This is a genomic window from Streptococcus nakanonensis (genome assembly GCF_059738785.1).
In genome coordinates, this window is sequence record NZ_AP027139.1 from 1,914,879 (window position 1) to 1,936,165 (window position 21,287).

Below are 21,287 nucleotides of genomic sequence, written 5' to 3' on the forward strand. Positions count from 1 at the left end.
ATAGAATAACACAAAGCCCCTGCGATTGCAAGGGATTTGTTGCTGTTTTTTCGTTTTTTTACAATGAAACTGTTTTCCTATTTTTTCTTTCTAGAATTAGGGATTTTCTTTTATATAAGTTGAGTTCTCTTGACTTCAAATTTACCTTCTGATTGATCCACTAAGACATCCGCCTTAGACTCAGTTTCTTTATAGTATAACAGATACTGCTCCCGTCTCATCTGATGACTAGCCAATATAAAGGATGCAGCACGATTTCTCACAGTCGTATCTCGAGCTAGGCGCCGCTTTAATTCGGTGTCCTCATCCGTGTAGAAACAGATGGTTTTGTCAAAGAGTTCCTTGGGTAGAAAGCCAACAGACATCCCTTCGACAATCAAAATTAGTTTGGTTCCAGACAAGACCTCACTAGCCTTCCAAGGTTCTTCAATTGTTAAGACATCCATACCTGCTTGTAAGGCGAGGATATCTCTCTGCAAACTCGCCAGTTCATGCGCCACTGGCAGACAGGCTGTCACCTTTTGATTCGGCGCGTACTTTGGTACTACCAGATGACGTTCTGAAGTGATATAAGGATCTGTTTCTAGCAAATTTACCGTAGTAGAATCTAAAGCTTGGTACAATTCCTCTGCAAAGGTTGATTTACCTGAAGCTCCATGACCGTATATTCCCAGTGTTTTGACTTTTCCAGCTTCTATCTCTGAAACCAGTTGTTTTATCAGGTCTTTTTTCTTCATTCTCTCTTCACCTGTTCATAGCTTTCTTTTCCGTCATTGAGCTTGTCCCAAATCACTACTTGCCCACTTTGGAGCGATTTTTGCACATCTATAATTCGTTGGTTGGACGAACCTCGAAACTGGAGCATGAGATTTCTCTTAGTTCGATCGTATCGTCCATCAACCAGAATGTCAATCAGTGATAAGAGTTCCAGTTTATCTTGTGTCTCCAACATCATTTCTTCCCAAGTGTAGCCCGTCCAGGACCAGATGTCTTTTTCTGGCAATTCCTTTCGGATGCGTTTAACCAGAGGTAAGAGAATCCCAGTATTGAGAAAGGGCTCCCCTCCCAGCAAGGTCAATCCTTGAACATAGGGCTGGGCAAGGTCTGCCATGATCTGTTCTTCTAGCTCTGCTGTATAGGGAATGCCAGCATTGAAGGACCAGGTAGCTACATTATAGCATCCCTCGCAGTGAAACATGCAACCTGATACATAGAGAGAGTTGCGCACTCCTTCTCCATCTACAAAGTTAAAGGCCTTGTAGTCAATGATACGCCCTTGACTTAGCTCCTCACTTTTCCATTCTTGTGGTTTTGGATTATTCATTCGCTACCTCTATCCAATAACGCTCCACACCATTGCGAACATCCTCAATAAGACCTCCATTTGCTAGAATAACTACTCTGCTAGCAGGATTCTTCACGCTACAGGTCACTAGAGCTTTCTTGATGTTCTTTTCCTTAGCAACTTGCAAGCCCTGACGGAGAGTCTCTTTTGCATAACCCTTGCCTCTTTCAGATGGACGAATGGAGTAGCCAATGTGGCCAGCATAATTCAGTAACCCCTCATTCAGTCTCAATCGCAGATTCAAAAACCCTAGAGCATGACCTGCATCATCAAATGATACAAATTGAATAGAAGGAACACGATTTTCAGGCAAGTTTATTCCCATTTCTTTTTGCATATTTGTTTCCAACCACTCTTCATACACAAAGTTCTCTGTATCCCAAAATCCGCCATCATGGGCTGATTGGCTCTTTTCAAACTCTGCCATCATCTCTAAAACTGTTTCTTTATCTGCTAATCTTGGTCTGCGTAATTCCATCCTTACCTCCCACTAAGAGAAAAGCGAGAGCTGACTCTCATACTCTTCGAAAATCTCTTCAAACCACGTCAGCATCGCCTTACCGTACTCAAGTACAGCCTGCGGCTAGCTTCCTAGTTTGCTCTTTGATTTTCATTGAGTATCACTTTTATTTTTTCTTGTTCTTGTTTAAAAATTGTTCTCTGAGGCTGAGCAAGCGTTCTTTTTTACCAGCTCCACCTTTAGAGTGTTTCTCGTGATAACGGGTCACTTGTGCGCGTCCCTTATCGTCTAATTGATATTTTCCCATTTCAGTTCTTTCTAATTTGTTACTTGATGGCCAGCTATTTTAATCGTTGAGCCATTCATGTGTTTGACACGCGCAGCGATTTCCTTGTGACGGCCGTTGACCATCGGTCTCGCTTGAGGATTGCCAAGATAGCCACAAGTCCGTTTAACAACGTCTACTGTTTTAGGGTCGCTATTGCCACAGTTAGGACAAGCAAATCCTCTCTCAGTTGGTTCAAAATCCCCTTCAAAGTCACACTTGTAGCAACGGTCAATTGGAGTATTGGTCCCCAAATATCCCACACGGTCATAGGCATAGTCCCATACAGCTTCCAAAGCCTTTGGATTTTGCTGGAGGACTGGATACTCACAATAATGGATGAAACCACCTGACGCACCTGCTTCTGGATAGACTTTCTCAAAGTCTAATTTTTCAAACGGTGTTGGATTTTTACGAACATCGTAGTGGAAAGAGTTGGTATAGTATTCCTTATCTGTAATATCAGGAATAGAACCAAACTTGTCTGTATCTAGTCGACAGAAACGGTCTGTCAAACTTTCAGACGGTGTTGAGTAGATAGAGAAATGATAGCCATATTGATCTGACCACTCTTCTACACGGCGTTTCATATCACGAATGATATCCAGCGTGAATTCCTTGGCTTCTAGATTGCTTTCCCAGCTATTTCCAAAGAAAACAGTAGCCACTTCGTACAAACCGATGTAACCCAGCGAAACGGTCGCTCGACGATTCTTAAAGAGCTGGTCAACACTTTCTTCTTTACCTAGACGATGACCAAAAGCACCGTATTGATAAAGGATAGGAGCATTTGCTGGTGTTGCTTCTTTAGTGCGTTCGACACGGTAAACCAGAGCATCTTCAGCGATATTCATCCGCTCGTTGAAGATCTCCCAGAACTTATTCATGTCTCCCTCAGACTCGAGGGCAATACGAGGCAGGTTAACCGTCACAACGCCTAGATTCATCCGACCTGAATTGACTTCTACACCATTTTCATCCTTCCATCCTTGAAGGAACGAACGACATCCCATAGGAACTTTGAAAGAACCTGTCAACTCGATAATCTTATCATAGGACAAAACATCTGGGTACATCCGCTTGGTTGCACACTCTAGAGCCAACTGCTTAATGTCGTAGTTTGGAGTCCCTTCTTCCAAGTTAAGGCCTCTTTTCAGAGTAAAAATCAGTTTAGGGAAGATAGCCGTACGATGTTCTGAACCAAGGCCCTTAATGCGAATGTTTAAAATTGCCTTTTGAATTTCACGCTCAAAACGATTGGTTCCCAGACCAAAACCTAGCGAAGTAAAGGGTGTTTGACCATTTGAAGTGAAGAGAGTATTGATTTCATACTCAAGAGATTGCATGGCATCATAGATGTCTTTTTGGGTTTTCTTCCAGGCATAATCTTCTCGTTTTTCAGGCAATACCCACTCTTCTGCATCTTTGAGATGTTTTTGATAGTTCTTCTCTGCATAAGGCGCCAAAACTTCATCGATACGGTCAGCTGAACAGCCACCGTACTGGCTAGAAGCAACGTTGGCGATAATTTGGGAAATCTGAGCTGTCGCAGTCTGGATAGACTTGGGACTTTCTACCTCTGCATTTCCAATCTTAAAACCATTTTCCAACATACCTTTAAAGTCAATCAAACAGCAGTTGGTCATAGGGGTATAGGGGCTGTAGTCCAAATCGTGATAGTGGATATCTCCCTTTTGGTGGGCATTGGCTACGTGCTTAGGCAGCATTTGCAGTCCGATTGATTTCCCAACAATCCCTGCTGTCAAATCACGCTGGGTATTAAAGACATCGCTGTCTTTATTAGCATTTTCATTGACAACTGCTTGGTCTTTGTTGAGTAGTTTATGGATACTAAAGTTAATATCTGTCGCTTTTGAGCGCTCAAAATCCCTCTGCGTCCGATAAGTAATATACTCCTCAGCCAGCGCATATTCTTTGGCTTCAAGGAGTTCATGTTCTACAATATTTTGAATTTCGTAAATCTTAACCCCCTGTGGAAAGCGACTATGAATTTCTGTGACAATTCGCTCGGTCAGAGCATTGAGGCGTTTTTCGACCAAGGGTGTCACATCCATAACCTTGTCTGCCGCCTTGTGGAGAGCCTTGTCAATCTTGTCCACATCAAATACAACACGTCTCCCATCTCGTTTCTCGACGAAGAGAGTTGGCAAAATTGTAATTTTTTCTTCTAGTGCAATCATATGCATTCTCTTTTCTAAAATGTTCTTTCTAAAAAGTATTATACCACTCTAAAAAGAAAAATCAATATCTTGTGTTAAAAATCCTAAAATTTTTAAAAATACACAAGATATTGATTTGGTTATTTAATTTTATAGACTTTAAACTCTGAGTAATCCGTCTTTACTGGTTGGTAATTTTCTTTTAAGAGTGTTTCCACTTCAGACCAGACTGGCACCTTGTCATTCACCACAATCACCTTAGGTTGTTTTTCTTTCAAGTCATTGAGTAGCTTATTCCGGTTTTCCTCAGTTGCTGTATAGTGCACGGGAGACAAAATCGCCGATGGCGACAAGCGCTCACTCTTACGATAAAGAGTCGCAGTATCATCCCATGCATAGATAGCATCTTCCGTATTTGTCTCCTCTTTTACCAAATCAGCAAGACGATTACGTTCTTGATAAGGTACCGGATAAAGGACAAACTTCATCAAAAAAGGAACAGTCAAAAGATAGACAAGCCCTAAAACTGGCAGATATAGATTTCCTTTAAAAAAACGACTCCATAGGCTAACTGGCGTTTCTCTTCGTCTTCTTCTAACACTACGCCCCCTCTGTTGACTCTTAATATTGGTTACCAATAAAAGTAGGAAAACAGGGAAGACGACCATCAAATAAGAAGCGTGCAGAGGCTCTTGTGAAAAGAAAAGCAAAATCAAACCTAAAATTGTCACAAGACTTGCAGGAACCGAAATGACGTATAGTTTAGAGGGCTTGGATTGAAAGAGACCTAAAAAGATACAAACCACAAATCCCAAACCAAGGGACAACAAGCCATAAAAAGCCATATTCTCTAAAATTTTAGAAGTGAAATCAAAGCTAATACTGTCAATAGGATAACGAATACCACTAATGGCATCCCCAAAACTTCCTGTTGCAACACTATAGTAGGCAGTTGGATAAAAGATAAGTGAAAAACCTAAAGCCACTGCAAGAAACTGATAAAACCCATGCGCAAAGCGTCTATGCCCAAGGTTAAAGACCAACAAGCCTAAACTCACTACAGCAATAAACAGGAGCGATGACAAGGGGGCAAAGAAAAATCCTCCCGCCAAAGCCAGCCCAATCCGTATAAATCCCTTATCATGGCTTGGATTGCTTAGATAGGCCGCAACTAAACTAAAGGCCGCGAATAAGAAAGGAAGCGCTAAAAGAGTCGCATAACCTCCACCAAAAGCAAGACCTGTAACTAGCATGTAAAAAATAGTCACCACTTGTCCAGCTTGGTCTCCTTGCTCTGTCAAGGTGTCCGCCGATTGAAAGAGGAAAAATCCTCCTGCTACCAAGGCTAACCACTCAAAAATGGCAAAGAAAAATCCGCCCTGAGTCACATAAGTCAGCAAATAATAAAGCAAACCTTGACTTCCATAATAGTCGCTGTAAATCTTCCCTGTCTGATGAAGCGCCCAACCTGCATAAAAATCCTGCACTTCTTGTGCACTCATTAAATCGAGTAATAGCGGTACTCCTAGAGTTATCCCCGTTACAAGCGTACTCCATAGTAAAATTTTCACCAAAGGAAGACGACTTGATTCACGATGATACGATTCTTGTTCGATTTGGTATTCTAGAGGTTCACGATTCTCCTGATGAACTTCTTCTACTCTACCATACACACTCATATCGTTTCTCCTATTCAATTTATCTGTCTTAGTATATCAAAAAGTCCTAGGATTGTCAGCTTGCGATGGCTGTTTGAGTGATTTTTTGCATAGTTTCACAAAGGTTTCAATTTCCCGAAAGCGGTGTAAATGTGTCTGTTTGAATGTCAGGATATAGTTTATTTCTTTCTGAGTCATCATCATCCCTCCTATATCTTTCTATTCGTAAAAATCAAGAAAAAGAGGACTCGGTCATTTCCTAAGTCCTAGATTTCTTATAAGATTGGGGCGAATAACTGGGCAATTTCTTTTACAAGTTTTTGATACCAGCTCGTTTTGATAGAATGAGGATAGACTTCCTGAGAATCTGCAAATATATTTTGAAAATCTCGGGCTATTTCCATTATAGAAGGAGTTTTATAGAGTAAGACTGCATTTTCATAATGGTGCACCAAGCTTCGGTAGTCGAGATTGATTGTCCCCACCACCGCAAAATCTTCGTCTACCAACATCTGCTTACTATGAATAAAACCTGGACTATACTCATAAATTCGAACACCAGCAGAAAGAAGGTCTGGATAAGCCCCTCTTGTGACTAACTGAATGAACTTCTTATCTGGTATGTAAGGGGTGACAATCCGAACATCGACCCCTCTCATAGCAGCATTTTTGATTGTCTCCGTTAAATCATAATCTATGATCAAATAAGGTGTCGTAATATAGACCGATTCAGTTGCTTGATTGATCAAACTCTGATAAACCTTTTTCCCTACCTGCGTTCGAAAAATTGGCTTGGGTCCACTTCCGTATGGAATGGTTAAACCGTCACTTGGGATAGAATGATTTTCTAAATGATATTGATCAAAATCACTAATCTCTCCTCGATTGATGTACCAAGTGGTCAAAAATAAGCGTGTCAGGGCTTTTACCGCTAGTCCGTCTAAGCGAATTCCACTATCCTTCCAATAACCAAATCTCTCGACGTGGTTAATGTACTCATCTGCCAGATTGACCCCACCAGTATAGGCTATCTGACCATCAACAATCAATATTTTTCTATGATCTCTGTTATTATAGGCCACTGTCAAACGAGGAATAACTTTATTGAATTTATGGGCCTCGATGCCCAGCTGACGAAGTCGATGTGCATAATCTCCTGTTAAAGTAGCCATACAGCCAATATCGTCATAGAGCAGTTTAACTTCAACTCCTTGAGCGACTTTTTGCTCCAAGATTTCTAAAATACGATTCCACATCAAACCTTCTTCTATAATGTAATATTCCAAGAAGATAAATTTCTCAGCCTTTTTAAGATCTTCTACCATCTTTTTCCACATAGCCTCTCCGTTAGGAAAAAATGTAGAGGCAGTTTGATCATAGACATCGGCATTGGTATCCATACTCAATAAGGACTTGATGACGCCATAAGCTGCCTTATCACTTTCTTTTAATTCCTCTTTTAGTAGCTGGCTATTTGCTTCTTGGAAATGCATAGAGCCTAGCTTCTTCAGTTGTTTGATTTCTTTTTTGGACAAGCGCCTTTCACCAAACATCAGATAGAGCAAGGGGCCAAATACTGGTACAAAGGCTACTAACAACCAGGTTACCTTATTCTCAGGAGTCGTATTACGGTTGACTATCGAAATGATTGTGATGATACTCAGTAGAATGAGGACAGTAATCCATAAAATGGGAGCCATGCGCCCTAAATAAAGAAAGAGACCAAAAACCAGACAAAGTTCAAGTAGCATAATCGAAAGACTAAAGCCATACTTGGACATCAATAATTGAAATTTTCTATATTTCATATCCTCTCCTTGATATTTTGATACTCAATGAAAATCAAAGAGCAAACTAGGAAGCTAGCCATAGGTTACTCAAAGCACTGATTTGAGGTTGCAGATGGAAGCTGACGTGGTTCGAAGAGATTTTCGAAGAGTATGAATGCTAAAAACAGATAATTGATACTAGTATAACGCAGGTATTCACTAAAAGGCAAGTACTTATTATCATTTTTCTAAGTGAAAGCAAAAAGGCTGAAAAATCCAGCCCTTTCTACTTGCATAGTCTTATTTAGTTAAAACGATTTGGTCCGATGGATCTCTATCCATATCGTCTACGACGATTTGATTACCGTTTACAGTGTAAATTTTGACATCATCGCCAATAATCATGCGTTGATTTGCTGCATCAAATGTAACCTGTTTGACTTTCTGATCCCCGTCAGATTCGAGCTCAGTCCATGTACCAGTCGTTCCAGTGACCACTAAAGTGATACGGTCTCCGTCATCCTGACCAGTATAAGTTCCATCAATATCGGTCGGTTGAGCAACAGGTTGGTTCTGTACTGGAGCCGCTTGATTTTGGTTAGTCCCTGCATTTGCAGTATTGGTATTCTGTTGAGCAGGTTGTTGAGCAGGTTGTTGGACCTGCTGCTGAGCCACAGGCTGTTGAACTGGTTGTGTTCTTTGGGAACAAGCAACTAGCAAAGATACACTCGCTAAAGAAACAATAGAAAGTGCTGCTGTTTTGAATGTCATAATAAATGTCCTTTCTCTTGCCATGCTAGAAAAATAGATTTTCCTTAGCCAGCAATTCCCCTAGCATAACAAGTTCAAAAAAGTGGTCAATTTATCTGCTCATGCCCCAGTATGTGGCTCCGTACTTCTGAGATAAAATAGAGAGACCCTGTAATGAACAACAAATCCTGGGCATCTGCTCTTTCTTCGAAACTGCTGATAAATTCTCGGTAAGAAGAAACTATATCGTAACCTGTCACATCCCTTTCGTCCAAAGCTCCCTGATAGTCAAAGCCGGTCACCTTGAGTTCCACCTGAGGCAATTTTTCAGTCAGATAAGTCAACATCCCTTGATAATCCTTCCGTTTCAAGGCTCCAAATAGGATTTGAGGACGATAACCTTCCTGCTCTTTTTCTTTGATAAACTCAACCAAGCGAGTCAAGGCAGGGAGGTTATGAGCACCATCCAAGTAAATCTGAGGACGAATACGCTCCAAGCGACCAGCCCAATGGGTCTTCTCCAAAGCCTGTCTTACAACCTGCTCATCAACAGCTTCCTTTCCTTCTCTCATAAAGAGAAGAAACGTTTGTAGCGCCAAGGCCGCATTTTCCTGCTGATAAGCTCCTTCCAATCCTATTTTCAACTGCGAAAAAGTTCCCAAAGAGCTTGAAAAATCGCCATTCAGCATTGAAAATTCCTGGCCTGCCTGATAAAGGGCAACAGCTAAAGAGTCGGCTTTTTTCTGACAGACAAGTCTAGCTTCTGGAGGCAATTTCGCAATCACTGCCTTTTTACCAGCCTTGAAAATACCAGCTTTCTGCTCTGCAATTGCTGCTATATTGTCACCCAGAGTCTCCTGATGGTCAAGTCCGATGGAGGTGATGACAGCCAGCTCTCCAGTTACCACATTGGTCGTGTCAAGTAAGCCGCCAATCCCCACTTCTAGTAAAACCAAGTCCACCTCTTGCTCCCTAAAGTAGAGGAAAGCAAGCAAGGTCAGCAACTCAAAAAAAGACAACTGGTCATGAGTTTGCAGAAGCGTTTTCTCCATCTCCTTGACCTGCTCAACCAAACGGATGAAGTCTGCGTCTGCTATAGGTTGCCCATTAATGCAGATTCGGTCATTGATAGAGACGATATGAGGGGAGGTAAAAGTCGCAACTTTTTTGCCATGTCCCATAAATAACTCCCTCATGAAAGCAATGGTAGATCCTTTCCCATTAGTCCCTGTTACGTGGATAATAGGGTAAGACTGCTCAGGATTTCCTAACAAATCCACTGCTTGCTGCATTCGGCCCAAACCTGATCGAAAATTCAAACCAATCCGACTATGGAGCCATTCTTCTACTTCAAACATATACATCTCCTTGACAAAAGTCTAATCAATTATCTAGCAAAATTCCGTAGATAACAAAAAATGAGGTCAGGATTTTCGTCCCGACCTCTTACCTGGTTAGCTAATCACTAGCAACTATGAATGTTAATCTGGAATAAAATTCTCCCCAGATGTTCCAACCCTTCCAATTTCTAGGGGTTGGGCTGATACAGTCTCCCAGACTACCTGCGTTTCTAATTTCTAGCGCAGGGCTAAAAACGTCCCCGAACTTACCAGCTCTTTTTTATTTCAAAGAGCTGGGCTAAAAACGTCCACTGGACGTTCCAACTCTTCCAATTTCTAGGAGTTGGGGTAAAAATATCCCCCGGATATTTTTACTCCTCCATAAAACTATTGAAGACTTCTTCAATCATGTTCCATTCGTCTTCTGAGTCTTCTGGGATTGGTTGCAATTCGCCTTCTGTTCCATCTTCGTTTTCGATGAATGAGTAAGCTTGAATTTCAACTTGTCCGTCTTCGTCTTCTTCTGCGTTAACTGGTACTAGAAGAACATAGTTTTTACCAAATTCTTCTTTTCCATCAATCGTCAAAAGGATTTCAAACAAGGTTTCATTTCCTTGCTCATCTACTAGTGTGATTAGTTCACGTTCTTCGTGGTCGTGGTTATGATCGTGTGACATAGCCTCTCCTTTATATTAAAATTTTCTATCTAAATAATTTTGTAAAATCAGCTGAGCTGCTAACTTATCAATGACTTTTTTACGCTTATTGCGACTGATATCTGCTTGTTCAATCAACATGCGCTCAGCAGCCACTGTTGTCAAGCGTTCATCCTGATAGTCTACTGGTAAACCAAAAAGTTCTTCTAACTTCGCTCCGTAGGCTTGACTAGCTTCCACGCGCGGTCCGCTTGTATTGTTCATGTTTTTAGGCAAGCCCACTACAAATCGTTCCACCTTGTAAGCATCAACCAATTCCTTAACGCGTTCAAAACCAAATTGGCCTTGCTCCTCATTGATTTGGATGATTTCAAGCCCTTGAGCTGTAAAACCGAGCGGATCGCTAATAGCCACCCCTACCGTTTTTGAACCGACGTCCAATCCCATAATTCTCATAGGTTACAGATCGACTCCTTGTCCTTTAAGGTAGTAGCGGACCAATTCCTCAACGATTTCATCACGCTCATACTTACGGATTTGATTTCGTGCATTATTATAACGAGGAACGTAGGCAGGGTCTCCACTCAATACGTAACCTACGATTTGGTTAATTGGGTTGTAGCCCTTATCGTTCAACGAAGCATAGACATCAGTCAAAGTTTCGCTAATTTCTTTTTTATTGGAATCGTCCAATTTAAAACGTACTGTTTCTTCAGTAAATCCCATTCTAACACCCTCTTTCCTTAGAATAGTACCATTATAGCATAATTCCTTACGTTCTACAATTCAGGCAGTCTATTTATTTGGATTTTCTATTGTTCTGTCGCGCCATTTGCCAATCTGTCTGAAATATATTTGCTCGGTTCATTTTTCAAAAGATTTTCCAAGCCAATATTCTTCAGATATTCCAACTGAGAAGCCTTTTTGACGTCCAAAACTTGAAAATCAAAACTAGTCGTTGTTTGAAGTTCTGTTGCACTCAATAGTTTAGTTTCAAGCTTAAATCCTGCTAATTTACGAGCTTCTATGATGGCCTCATCCTTCTCCTCCGCCTCAAGAAGAGCTTTTTGGGTTTCTTCCACTCCGTGTTGGTCAATATAAGTTTTCAACTCATCAGAGACTGGACGCTTTTGTTGGATAGTTAGACTCAAAAAAGTCTTGTCTTTATATGTAATGGTTTGAGTTTGCTGGCTGCCATCATCTGACTTGGGCAAAACCAAAGTCTTGGTTACAACTGTATTCTTCTCGGCATTTTCAATAACTGGCAATGCCGACTGAAGCGTATCTTTTTCTGTTTTTGTAGCTGGTCCAGTTTCTTTTTTCTGTCCGCAACCAACCAGGACAAAAAGGAAAGCTAGACTAACAAGAACTATTTTTTTCATTTCATTCTTCTTTCTTTTTGAAATTAAAATAGAATAAGACTGGGAATTGCTCCCAGCCTTGATGTTTATAGAGCTGCACGCAAACGTGCTTCTGCATTTTCTACATTACGGACAGAGCGTGGTAGGAAGGCACGAATATCATCTTCCTTATAGCCAACTTGCAGGCGTTTTTCATCTACAAGGATTGGGCTCTTTAAAATTCTCGGTGTTTCCATAATCAGATTGAGGACTTCGTTGACACTCAAATCTTCAATATCCACTCCAAGGGCTTTGGCATAGCGATTTTTAGATGAAACGATGCTGGCTATTCCGTTATCTGTTTTGGTTAGAATATCCAGTAATTCTTCTCTCGTAATTCCTTCTTTACCAAGGTTTTGTTCTTTATAACTTAACTGGTGGGCATTGAGCCAGGTTTTTGCTTTTTTACAGCTAGTACAACTTGAGACTGTATAAATTTTAATCATGTACCTACCCCTTTCGCTACATGTTACTATCAGTTTAGTCTATTATACCATAAAAAACATCCGACTTGCGACCTATTTTTAAATTTTTTTGACTTTTTTCGTCATTTTCGTACTTTTTTCTTGACAAAATGAAATTTACAGCCATTCATTATATTTCTTGATATAGATTTTTTTCACAATTGTCACGCTAATCATATACAAAATAATGATGAAAAGTAAAAAGATGAAATAAATCGGTTTTAAAGGAGTTAAATGAAGTAGGACTGCGAGTGGACTGTAGGGAAGAAAGGTCACAAAGGCTGCAGCCAATAAGGTTGTCACAAGGACTAGCCAGGCTGGACGACTTTGTAAAAAGGGAATTTTAGCTGAACGCAGCATATGAATAACCATGGTCTGTGACCACATGGACTCGATAAACCAACCTGTCTGAAACAAGACAATAAATCCTACGGCAGACTCCGCTCCATGGACATAGGCTTGACCTGTCGTCATGGGTACAATGATAAAATAGAGCAAAATAAAGGTCAAAATATCAAAGGCAGAAGAGATAGGCCCCATCCAAACCATGAAACGTGTGATGGACTTAGCTTCCCAGGTATGCGGATTTCTCAAAAAATCTTTATCCACCTTGTCAAAAGGCAAGGCAATACAAGACAAATCATAGACTAGATTTAGGATAATCAAATGGACTGGTGCCATCGGTAAAAATGGTAAAAAGATTCCAGAGACCAATAGGGATAAGATATTTCCAAAATTAGAACTCACTGTCATTTTGATATATTTAGTCATATTGGCATAGACCTTGCGACCTTCAACAAGTCCTTTTTCCAGCACCATGAGATCCTTATCAAGTAGGATAACATCGGCCGTTTCTTTGGCAATATCTACTGCTGTATCAACAGAAATCCCCACATCTGCAACTTTCATAGAAGGAGCATCATTGATTCCATCTCCCATATAGCCTACAGCATGACCATTAGCCTTAAATTGCAAAATAATCCTTGCTTTTTGGTCAGGAGAAAGTTTGGCGAAGACGGTTACCTCCTCCACGGCTTGAGCCAATTCTTGATCACTCATCTGATCAATTTCAGATCCTAACAGCATCTGATTGATATCCAAACCAACCTTTTCACAGACTGCTTGAGTAACTTTTTCGTTGTCTCCCGTCAAAATCTTTGTTTGAACCCCATGTTCTAACAGAGCCTTAATTGCTGGTGCTGCAGATGGTTTAGGAGGATCTAGGAAGGCTAAATAACCAGTTAGAATCATATCCCCTTCATCATCAACTGTATAGGCATGGCCTTCCCTCAAACCTGACTTATAGGCCACTCCCAAGACACGCAAACCTTGTTGATTTAGTTGTCTGACTTCTGCTAAAATTTCTTCTCTAATAACATCTGTCAAGGGAGTAATCACTCCTTGGTATTCCGCATAACTGGAAATCGTCAACATTTCCTCTAGGGCACCCTTGGTTACCAAACTAACAACTTCGTGTTCATCCTTAACGATAACACTCATCCGTCTACGTTCAAAATCAAAGGGAAGCTCATCTATTTTTTGAAAAGTTTGAGCCAGATTTTGCAAGAGGGCGTGTTCTTTGGCTTCCTTTTCAGTCCGTTTGATGATGGCTCTGTCCATCAAATTTTTCAAGCCCGTTTGAAAATAAGAATTGAGATAAGCTCGTCTCAAGACGGTCAAATCCAAGCGTCCATGGATGTCCAAGGGATATTCAAGGACAATTTCGTCTTGGGTTAGAGTTCCTGTCTTATCTGTACACAAAATATCAATCGCCCCTAAGTCCTGTATGGCATTGAGTTTCTTGATAACCACTTTTTCCTTGGCCATAATGATGGAGCCTTTTGCTAGACTGGCCGTGATAATCATAGGAAGCATCTCAGGTGTCAATCCAACACCAACACTCAAAGCAAATACGCCAGCTTCCAGCCAGTCACCATCTGTTAAACCATTGGACAAGAAAACGATGGGCACCATGACCAGCATCAAACGAATCAAGAGCCACGAAATACTATTCATCTCCCGCTCAAACGAAGTAGGCTCGTCATAGGTGTTCAAAGTCTGCTCAATGGCTCCCATCATGGTATCATCACCAACTGCTAAAACCACGGCCTTGGCACTACCAGACAAGACATTGGTTCCCATAAAGGCGAGCGCTTCTGCTTCTAGCAGACTATCAGATTGTTGAACTGTTGCCTTGGTAAAGGCCAATTTTTCAACCGATTCACTTTCACCTGTCAAGCCCGACTGTTGTACAAAGAAATCGCGCGACTCAAATAAAAGAAGATCTGCTGGAATCATGTCTCCAGCGCTTAATTTAACCACGTCACCCACTACCAAATCATCGATAGGTACTTCTTGGATTTCTCCTTGACGAATGACAGTCGCTGTGTTGACAATCATTTTTGATAGATTGGTCGCAGCCTTATCACTACGGAGTTCTTGGACAAAGCGTATGCTACCAGAAATGAGGACTAGGACAACGATGATAATGGAAGTTGTCGGATCTTCTTGATCTGGTTTTGCCAACCAGACATTGGTCACCAAGGAAATCACGGCGATGACCAGCAAGATGATTGTAAAAGGATTGATAATGGATTCGTAAATCTTTTTGAGGATACTGTCTTCTTGACCCTTTGTGATGGTATTTTCGCCATATAGGTCACGATTTTTCTCCACCTGCTCCTCAGTCAAGCCTGTTAGACTTGTCTTATAAAAAGATAGAGTTTCGTTTAAAGATGTATGAATAGCTGTTGCTAATCTTTCTTTTGTAGTTTTCATTGATTTCTCCTATCTGTATGAATGATGTGTTTCATACACAGAGACCAATCACTTTACAAGGGCAGAACGACACAAATCAGCGATTGGCTGTGTATGTGCGGTTCCGGATGGTCGTCAATTTGCATCGTCTATCTCCTTTCTTTGATTTAAACAGTAGAAAATCCCACCATAAAATGGCAGGATTAAAAAACTAGTTATCTGTTTTTTCGTTCAAGCTTTAACTCCATAGGGCAATGTAATGAGCTTAGTCTTGGCCTTCGCGACCAGGACTGTTGACCAACGAGTAGTGTCTCCACTGCTTTGCGGTAGTCATCCGTATCCCTATGGTAGCCTCACCTACCGTTTTCGTCTTTCAGTATAAACCTTTAAAATTTAAAAGTCAATCATTTGAGTTGTTTAACTCTTAAATGACTATCAACTCTTTTGGAGCTAGGGTCAATAATTCACAACCTGTCTCTGTAATCAAGATATCATCCTCGATACGAACCCCGTATTTACCTTCGATATAGATACCTGGTTCATCTGTCAATGCCATACCTGCCTTAATAGTTTCAGTAGAAGTTTGGCTAAAGTAGGGTTCTTCGTGGATATCCAGTCCAATACCGTGGCCAATACCGTGAGTAAAGTAGTCGCCATAGCCTGCCTCGATGATAATATCGCGAGGGATTTTGTCAAAGTCACGGAAACCTAATCCTGCCTTAGCTTGATCAATCAAGGCTTGGTTGGCTTTCAAAACCGTATTGTAAATCTCTGCTTGCTCGTCGCTCACATGTCCTAGATAGATAGTCCGTGTCATATCACTGACATAGTGGTCATAAAGGCAACCGAAATCCATAGTAATGGCTTCTCCTAGCTCCACTGGTTTGTGCATAGGATGGGCATGGGGTTTGGAAGAGTTGATACCGCTAGCTAGAATGGTGTCAAAAGACAAGCCAGATGCTCCCAACTCACGCATGCGGAAGTCAAGGAAGTTGGCAATCTCAATTTCAGTCTTTCCTGGCTTAATGAAGTCAAGCGCATCGCGGAAAGCTTGGTCTGAGATAGAACAAGCCTTGCGAATAGCTGCAATCTCCGCTTCATCCTTAATCATTCGAAGACCTTCGACAAACTGAGTTTGTGGAAGCAAGTCAATTCCTTCAAAGGCTGCCTGCATACGGTGGTAATAAGAGACTGAAATCTCATCTTCAAAACCGATTCGAGACAAGCCCATGTCCTTGACAATGCCTGCAATGACAGCCAATTCATCACGGTCAGCCACAATCTCAAAACCACTGGTTTCTTGCTTGGCTGCAATGATATAGCGAGAATCCGTCACCAAGACCTGACGGTCACGGCTGATGAAGACTGTTCCGTTTGAGCCCCAAAAACCAGTCAGGTAATAGACGTTTTTAAGGTTGTTGATGATGATACCATCTAGTTCTTTTTCTTGCATTTTAGCTAGAAATGCTTGTACACGTTTATTCATGATGTAACTTTCCTTTCAAATACTGTCCTGTGTAGCTGGCTTCATTGGCCGCTACTTCTTCTGGAGTTCCTGTTGCGATGATGGTTCCACCGCCGACACCGCCCTCAGGTCCCAAGTCGATAATATGGTCTGCTGTCTTGATAACGTCTAAATTGTGTTCAATGACGAGAACTGTATTGCCATCGTCGACAAAGCGAGCCAAAACCTTGAGCAAGCGAGCGATATCCTCTGTATGAAGACCTGTCGTCGGCTCATCCAGAATGTAGAAAGATTTTCCTGTCGATCGTTTGTGGAGTTCACTAGCCAGCTTCATACGCTGAGCTTCTCCCCCAGAAAGGGTGGTAGCTGGTTGTCCTAAGGTCACATAGCCTAGCCCCACATCCTTGATGGTCTGGAGTTTACGTTGAATCTTTGGAATGTGTTGGAAGAATTCCACCGCATCATTGACAGTCATGTCCAAGACCTGCGAGATATTCTTTTCCTTGTAGTGAACTTCTAGAGTTTCACTGTTATAGCGGGTTCCGTGGCAAACTTCACAAGCCACGTAAACATCTGGCAAGAAGTGCATCTCAATCTTGATAATCCCGTCACCTGAGCAGGCTTCACAACGACCACCCTTGACATTGAAACTGAAACGCCCCTTCTTGTAGCCTCGAATCTTGGCTTCATTTGTCTGAGCAAAAAGGTCACGTATATCGTCAAAGACACCTGTATAGGTAGCTGGGTTGGACCTAGGCGTTCGTCCGATAGGGCTCTGATCAATATCAATCAAGCGGTCTACATGCTCAATCCCTGTAATAGTCTTAAATTTACCAGGCTTGTCTGAATTACGGTTGAGCTTCTGGGCAATGGCTTTTTTGAGGATACTATTGATTAGAGTAGATTTCCCTGAACCTGATACCCCTGTCACTGCGATAAATTTTCCTAGTGGGAAGCGAGCTGTGACATTTTGCAGGTTGTTCTCACGCGCACCTGTCACTTCGATAAAACGACCATTTCCGGCACGGCGCTCTGTTGGCACTGGAATAGCACGTTTACCTGATAAATACTGGCCTGTGATAGACTTGCTGTTGCGAGCTACCTGCTTGGGCGTACCTGCAGCAACAATCTCCCCACCAAAAACACCCGCACCAGGACCAACGTCAATCAAATAATCAGCCTCACGCATGGTATCTTCATCGTGTTCCACTACGATGAGAGTATTGCCCAAATCACGCATCTTTTTCAGACTGGCAATCAGGCGGTCATTGTCCCTCTGGTGAAGACCGATTGATGGCTCATCTAGGATATAGAGCACACCTGATAGGTTGGAACCAATCTGGGTCGCCAAGCGAATACGCTGACTCTCTCCACCTGAAAGGGTTCCTGCCGAACGTGACAGAGTCAGATAGTTAAGACCCACGTTATTAAGGAAGGTCAAACGATCCTTGATTTCCTTGAGGATTGGGCGAGCAATGATGGCTTCATTTTCAGATAGAGTCAACTGGCTTACCAAGTCCAAGTGGTCTGCGATAGACAGGTCTGAGATTTCTCCGATATGTGGCCCTTGCTCGCCACCCACACGGACAGACAAGGCCTGGTCATTGAGACGATAGCCGTGACAGGTTCCGCAGGTCAGCTCATTCATGTAGAGGCGCATTTGGGTGCGCGTGTAGTCACTATTAGTTTCATGGTAGCGACGTTTGATATTATTGACAACTCCCTCAAAAGGAATATCGATATCGCGCACGCCACCAAATTCATTCTCATAGTGGAAATGGAATTCCTTACCATCAGATCCATAGAGAATCAAGTTCTTATCTTCTTCTGACAAATCTTCAAAAGGTTTATCCATATCCACTCCAAAGGATGTCATAGCCTGCTCTAGCATGTTTGGATAGTAGTTGGATGAAATAGGATTCCAAGGAGCCAAGGCTCCCTCACGCAAGGTTTTGCTGGCATCTGGCACTACCAAATCAGTATCCACCTCCAGCTTGATGCCCAAGCCATCACACTCACTACAAGAGCCAAAGGGAGCATTGAAAGAGAAGAGACGCGGCTCTAACTCTGGGACAGTAAATCCACAAACTGGGCAGGCATAATGCTCAGAGAACAGTAACTCAGAGTCGTCCATAGTGTCGATAATGACGTAACCTTCTGCGATACGAAGGGCAGCCTCAATGGAATCAAAGAGACGGCTACGAATGCCCTCCTTGATGACAATACGGTCAACCACGACATCAATATTGTGTTGCTTGCTCTTGGACAACTCTGGCACTTCGGTCACATCATAGACTTCCCCATCCACACGGACACGGACATACCCGTCTTTCTGAACCTTCTCAATGACACTCTTATGTTGGCCTTTTTTCTTGCGGATGACAGGGGCCAAAATCTGCAAGCGCTGGCGTTCAGGCAATTCTAAAACCTTATCCACGATTTGCTCCACAGAAGAAGCCTTGATAGCCCCATGCCCGTTGATACAGTAGGGCGTCCCCACACGCGCGTAGAGGAGACGCAGATAGTCATTGATTTCAGTCGTGGTTCCCACCGTCGAGCGAGGGTTTTTGCTAGTCGTTTTCTGGTCAATGGAAATAGCTGGGCTGAGACCATCAATAGCGTCTACATCTGGTTTTTCCATATTGCCCAAAAACTGACGAGCATAGGCTGACAAACTCTCCACATAGCGACGTTGACCCTCCGCATAGAGGGTATCAAAGGCCAGACTGGATTTCCCTGAACCTGACAAGCCGGTCACAACAACCAACTTGTCTCGCGGAATCTCCACATCAATATTTTTTAAATTATGGGCACGCGCCCCATGAATGACAATTTTATCTTGCATCTTTGTTCTTTCTAGTCCATTATTGCTTACCATTATACCAAAAAAAGTGAGATTCTATTACCCAAAAGGCCGATTTTGTAGTATAATAGTACGGTGTGAAAAAATCTGAAAAATGAGAAAGGATAAGGGATATGAAACAAGTTTTTCTCTCTACAACAACTGAATTTAAAGAGATCGATACGCTTGAACCGGGTACTTGGATCAATCTCGTCAATCCGACTCAAAATGAATCACTCGAAATCGCCAACGCCTTCGATATCGATATTGCCGACCTCCGAGCACCGCTCGATGCGGAAGAAATGTCTCGTATTACGATTGAAGACGAGTATACCCTGATTATCGTAGACGTTCCAGTCACAGAGGAAAGAAATAACCGCACCTACTACGTAACCATCCCGCTTGGTATTATCATCACTGAGGAAACCATTATCACTACGTGTTTGGAACCACTACCAGTCCTCGATGTCTTTATCAACCGTCGTTTGCGTAATTTCTACACCTTCATGCGTTCGCGTTTTATCTTTCAGATTCTCTATCGCAATGCAGAGCTTTACCTAACAGCCCTTCGTTCAATCGACCGTAAGAGTGAGCAAATCGAAAGTCAACTGCATCAATCAACTCGTAATGAAGAATTGATTGAGCTCATGGAATTGGAAAAAACTATCGTCTATTTCAAGGCTTCCCTCAAAACAAATGAGCGTGTGATTAAGAAATTGACCAGCTCAACCAGCAATATCAAGAAATACCTTGAGGACGAAGACCTGCTTGAAGATACCCTGATTGAAACCCAACAGGCCATCGAGATGGCAGACATTTATGGAAACGTCTTGCATTCTATGACGGAGACCTTTGCCTCTATCATTTCCAACAACCAGAACAACATCATGAAAACCTTGGCCCTTGTGACCATCGTCATGTCCATCCCAACCATGGTCTTTTCTGCCTACGGGATGAACTTTAAGGATAATGAAATCCCCCTAAACGGTGAACCAAATGCTTTTTGGTTAATCGTCTTTATCGCCTTTGCTATGAGTGTCTCGCTCACTCTCTATCTCATCCATAAAAAATGGTTCTAAGAGGAGTTCCTATGTCTCAGATTGATCTACAAAAATTAACAAAGAAAAACCAAGAGTTTGTCCACATCGCTACCCAACAATTCATCAAAGATGGGAAAACAGACGCTGAAATCAAGGCTATTTTTGAGGAAGTTATTCCCCAAATCCTTGAGGAGCAAGCCAAGGGTACGACTGCTCGTTCCCTCTATGGTGCACCGACCCACTGGGCTCATAGTTTCACTGTCAAGGAACAATATGAAAAAGAGCATCCAAAAGAAAATGATGATCCAAAACTGATGATTATGGACTCAGCTCTTTTCATCACTAGCCTCTTTGCCCTCGTCAGCGCCCTCACAACCTTCTTTGCGGCAGATCAAGCTTTCGGCTATGGATTGATTACTCTTCTATTAGTTGGACTGGTTGGTGGATTTGCCTTCTACTTGATGTACTACTTTGTTTACCAGTATTATGGACCAGACATGGATCGCAGTCAACGCCCACCTTTCTGGAAATCTGTACTAGTTATCCTAGCTTCTATGTTCCTTTGGTTGCTTGTCTTCTTTGCAACAAGCTTCCTACCAGCTAGCCTTAACCCAGTACTTGCTCCATTGCCGCTGGCTATTATCGGAGCAGCCCTCCTAGCCCTTCGCTTCTATCTAAAGAAACGCTTGAACATCCGCAGCGCAAGTGCAGGACCAACACGTTATTAAGAAGAATGATAAAAGCAACTGCAGGTGCGGTTGCTTTTTCACTTACTTTTTTGATTCTAAAGTATTCTTCTGACATCCCACATAGCTCTATCTAATCTTTTGTGATAA

At 42.1% G+C, this 21,287-nt stretch carries 19 protein-coding genes and 1 riboswitch; of the genes, 2 read left to right on the forward strand and 17 right to left on the reverse strand.

What is annotated here, in order from left to right; translation table 11 throughout:
- Positions 1 to 110: 110 nt before the first annotated feature.
- The 17 genes from AC6I9F_RS09125 to uvrA form a co-directional block, all read right to left on the reverse strand.
- Positions 111 to 737: a uridine kinase family protein gene (locus tag AC6I9F_RS09125; RefSeq protein ID WP_498021832.1), complete on the reverse strand. Its 627-nt coding sequence runs from the start codon at positions 735 to 737 to the stop codon at positions 111 to 113.
- Positions 734 to 1,324 (reverse strand): anaerobic ribonucleoside-triphosphate reductase activating protein, encoded by a 591-nt coding sequence (nrdG, locus tag AC6I9F_RS09130; protein WP_050313374.1) that lies wholly within the window; start codon positions 1,322 to 1,324, stop codon positions 734 to 736. The genes AC6I9F_RS09125 and nrdG overlap by 4 nt, the downstream gene beginning before the upstream one ends.
- Positions 1,317 to 1,823, reverse strand: coding sequence for a GNAT family N-acetyltransferase (locus AC6I9F_RS09135; RefSeq protein ID WP_101514505.1), 507 nt, complete (start codon positions 1,821 to 1,823; stop codon positions 1,317 to 1,319). Before AC6I9F_RS09135 ends, nrdG begins: the two co-directional genes overlap by 8 nt.
- Positions 1,824 to 1,971: 148 nt before the next feature.
- The gene (locus tag AC6I9F_RS09140; RefSeq protein ID WP_000521621.1) at positions 1,972 to 2,112 is read right to left on the reverse strand and encodes a hypothetical protein; all 141 of its coding nucleotides are present in this window, start codon (positions 2,110 to 2,112) and stop codon (positions 1,972 to 1,974) included.
- Positions 2,113 to 2,123: 11 nt separating this feature from the next.
- Complete coding sequence (gene nrdD, locus AC6I9F_RS09145) at positions 2,124 to 4,331, reverse strand: anaerobic ribonucleoside-triphosphate reductase (RefSeq protein ID WP_498021842.1); 2,208 nt, start codon at positions 4,329 to 4,331, stop codon at positions 2,124 to 2,126.
- A 119-nt stretch (positions 4,332 to 4,450) separates the two neighbouring features.
- Positions 4,451 to 5,989: a glycosyltransferase family protein gene (locus AC6I9F_RS09150; RefSeq protein WP_173282723.1), complete on the reverse strand. Its 1,539-nt coding sequence runs from the start codon at positions 5,987 to 5,989 to the stop codon at positions 4,451 to 4,453.
- 254 nt (positions 5,990 to 6,243) lie between these two features.
- The gene (gene cls, locus AC6I9F_RS09155; RefSeq protein WP_164226538.1) at positions 6,244 to 7,776 is read right to left on the reverse strand and encodes a cardiolipin synthase; all 1,533 of its coding nucleotides are present in this window, start codon (positions 7,774 to 7,776) and stop codon (positions 6,244 to 6,246) included.
- Between the two features lie 261 nt (positions 7,777 to 8,037).
- Positions 8,038 to 8,508, reverse strand: a complete 471-nt coding sequence (locus AC6I9F_RS09160; protein WP_050390709.1) for an SP_0198 family lipoprotein — start codon at positions 8,506 to 8,508, stop codon at positions 8,038 to 8,040.
- 86 nt (positions 8,509 to 8,594) lie between these two features.
- Entirely contained in the window at positions 8,595 to 9,845 is a 1,251-nt protein-coding gene (locus AC6I9F_RS09165; protein WP_498021845.1) for a folylpolyglutamate synthase/dihydrofolate synthase family protein, read from the reverse strand.
- Positions 9,846 to 10,198: 353 nt separating this feature from the next.
- Entirely contained in the window at positions 10,199 to 10,504 is a 306-nt protein-coding gene (locus tag AC6I9F_RS09170) for a DUF1292 domain-containing protein (protein WP_000017620.1), read from the reverse strand.
- A gap of 15 nt (positions 10,505 to 10,519) precedes the next feature.
- The gene (gene ruvX, locus AC6I9F_RS09175; protein ID WP_054404839.1) at positions 10,520 to 10,939 is read right to left on the reverse strand and encodes a Holliday junction resolvase RuvX; all 420 of its coding nucleotides are present in this window, start codon (positions 10,937 to 10,939) and stop codon (positions 10,520 to 10,522) included.
- Between the two features lie 3 nt (positions 10,940 to 10,942).
- Complete coding sequence (locus AC6I9F_RS09180) at positions 10,943 to 11,209, reverse strand: IreB family regulatory phosphoprotein (RefSeq protein WP_000507059.1); 267 nt, start codon at positions 11,207 to 11,209, stop codon at positions 10,943 to 10,945.
- A gap of 86 nt (positions 11,210 to 11,295) precedes the next feature.
- Positions 11,296 to 11,865, reverse strand: a complete 570-nt coding sequence (locus AC6I9F_RS09185; RefSeq protein ID WP_000725139.1) for an SP0191 family lipoprotein — start codon at positions 11,863 to 11,865, stop codon at positions 11,296 to 11,298.
- Positions 11,866 to 11,930: 65 nt separating this feature from the next.
- Positions 11,931 to 12,329 (reverse strand): transcriptional regulator Spx, encoded by a 399-nt coding sequence (gene spx / locus AC6I9F_RS09190; protein ID WP_000591165.1) that lies wholly within the window; start codon positions 12,327 to 12,329, stop codon positions 11,931 to 11,933.
- 135 nt (positions 12,330 to 12,464) lie between these two features.
- Positions 12,465 to 15,125: a magnesium-translocating P-type ATPase gene (gene mgtA, locus AC6I9F_RS09195; RefSeq protein WP_112444555.1), complete on the reverse strand. Its 2,661-nt coding sequence runs from the start codon at positions 15,123 to 15,125 to the stop codon at positions 12,465 to 12,467.
- 194 nt (positions 15,126 to 15,319) lie between these two features.
- Positions 15,320 to 15,471, reverse strand: a riboswitch (M-box (ykoK) riboswitch).
- 57 nt (positions 15,472 to 15,528) lie between these two features.
- Positions 15,529 to 16,590, reverse strand: coding sequence for a M24 family metallopeptidase (locus AC6I9F_RS09200; protein ID WP_061758925.1), 1,062 nt, complete (start codon positions 16,588 to 16,590; stop codon positions 15,529 to 15,531).
- On the reverse strand, positions 16,583 to 19,414 hold the full coding sequence (gene uvrA, locus AC6I9F_RS09205; RefSeq protein WP_498021860.1) for an excinuclease ABC subunit UvrA: 2,832 nt from the start codon (positions 19,412 to 19,414) through the stop codon (positions 16,583 to 16,585). The genes AC6I9F_RS09200 and uvrA overlap by 8 nt, the downstream gene beginning before the upstream one ends.
- Before the next feature lie 131 nt (positions 19,415 to 19,545).
- Between uvrA and AC6I9F_RS09210 the strand changes: the two genes are divergently transcribed.
- Both AC6I9F_RS09210 and AC6I9F_RS09215 read left to right on the forward strand, forming a co-directional pair.
- On the forward strand, positions 19,546 to 20,490 hold the full coding sequence (locus AC6I9F_RS09210; protein ID WP_000815623.1) for a magnesium transporter CorA family protein: 945 nt from the start codon (positions 19,546 to 19,548) through the stop codon (positions 20,488 to 20,490).
- 11 nt (positions 20,491 to 20,501) lie between these two features.
- Complete coding sequence (locus AC6I9F_RS09215; protein ID WP_112444551.1) at positions 20,502 to 21,179, forward strand: DUF1129 domain-containing protein; 678 nt, start codon at positions 20,502 to 20,504, stop codon at positions 21,177 to 21,179.
- Positions 21,180 to 21,287: the final 108 nt, after the last annotated feature.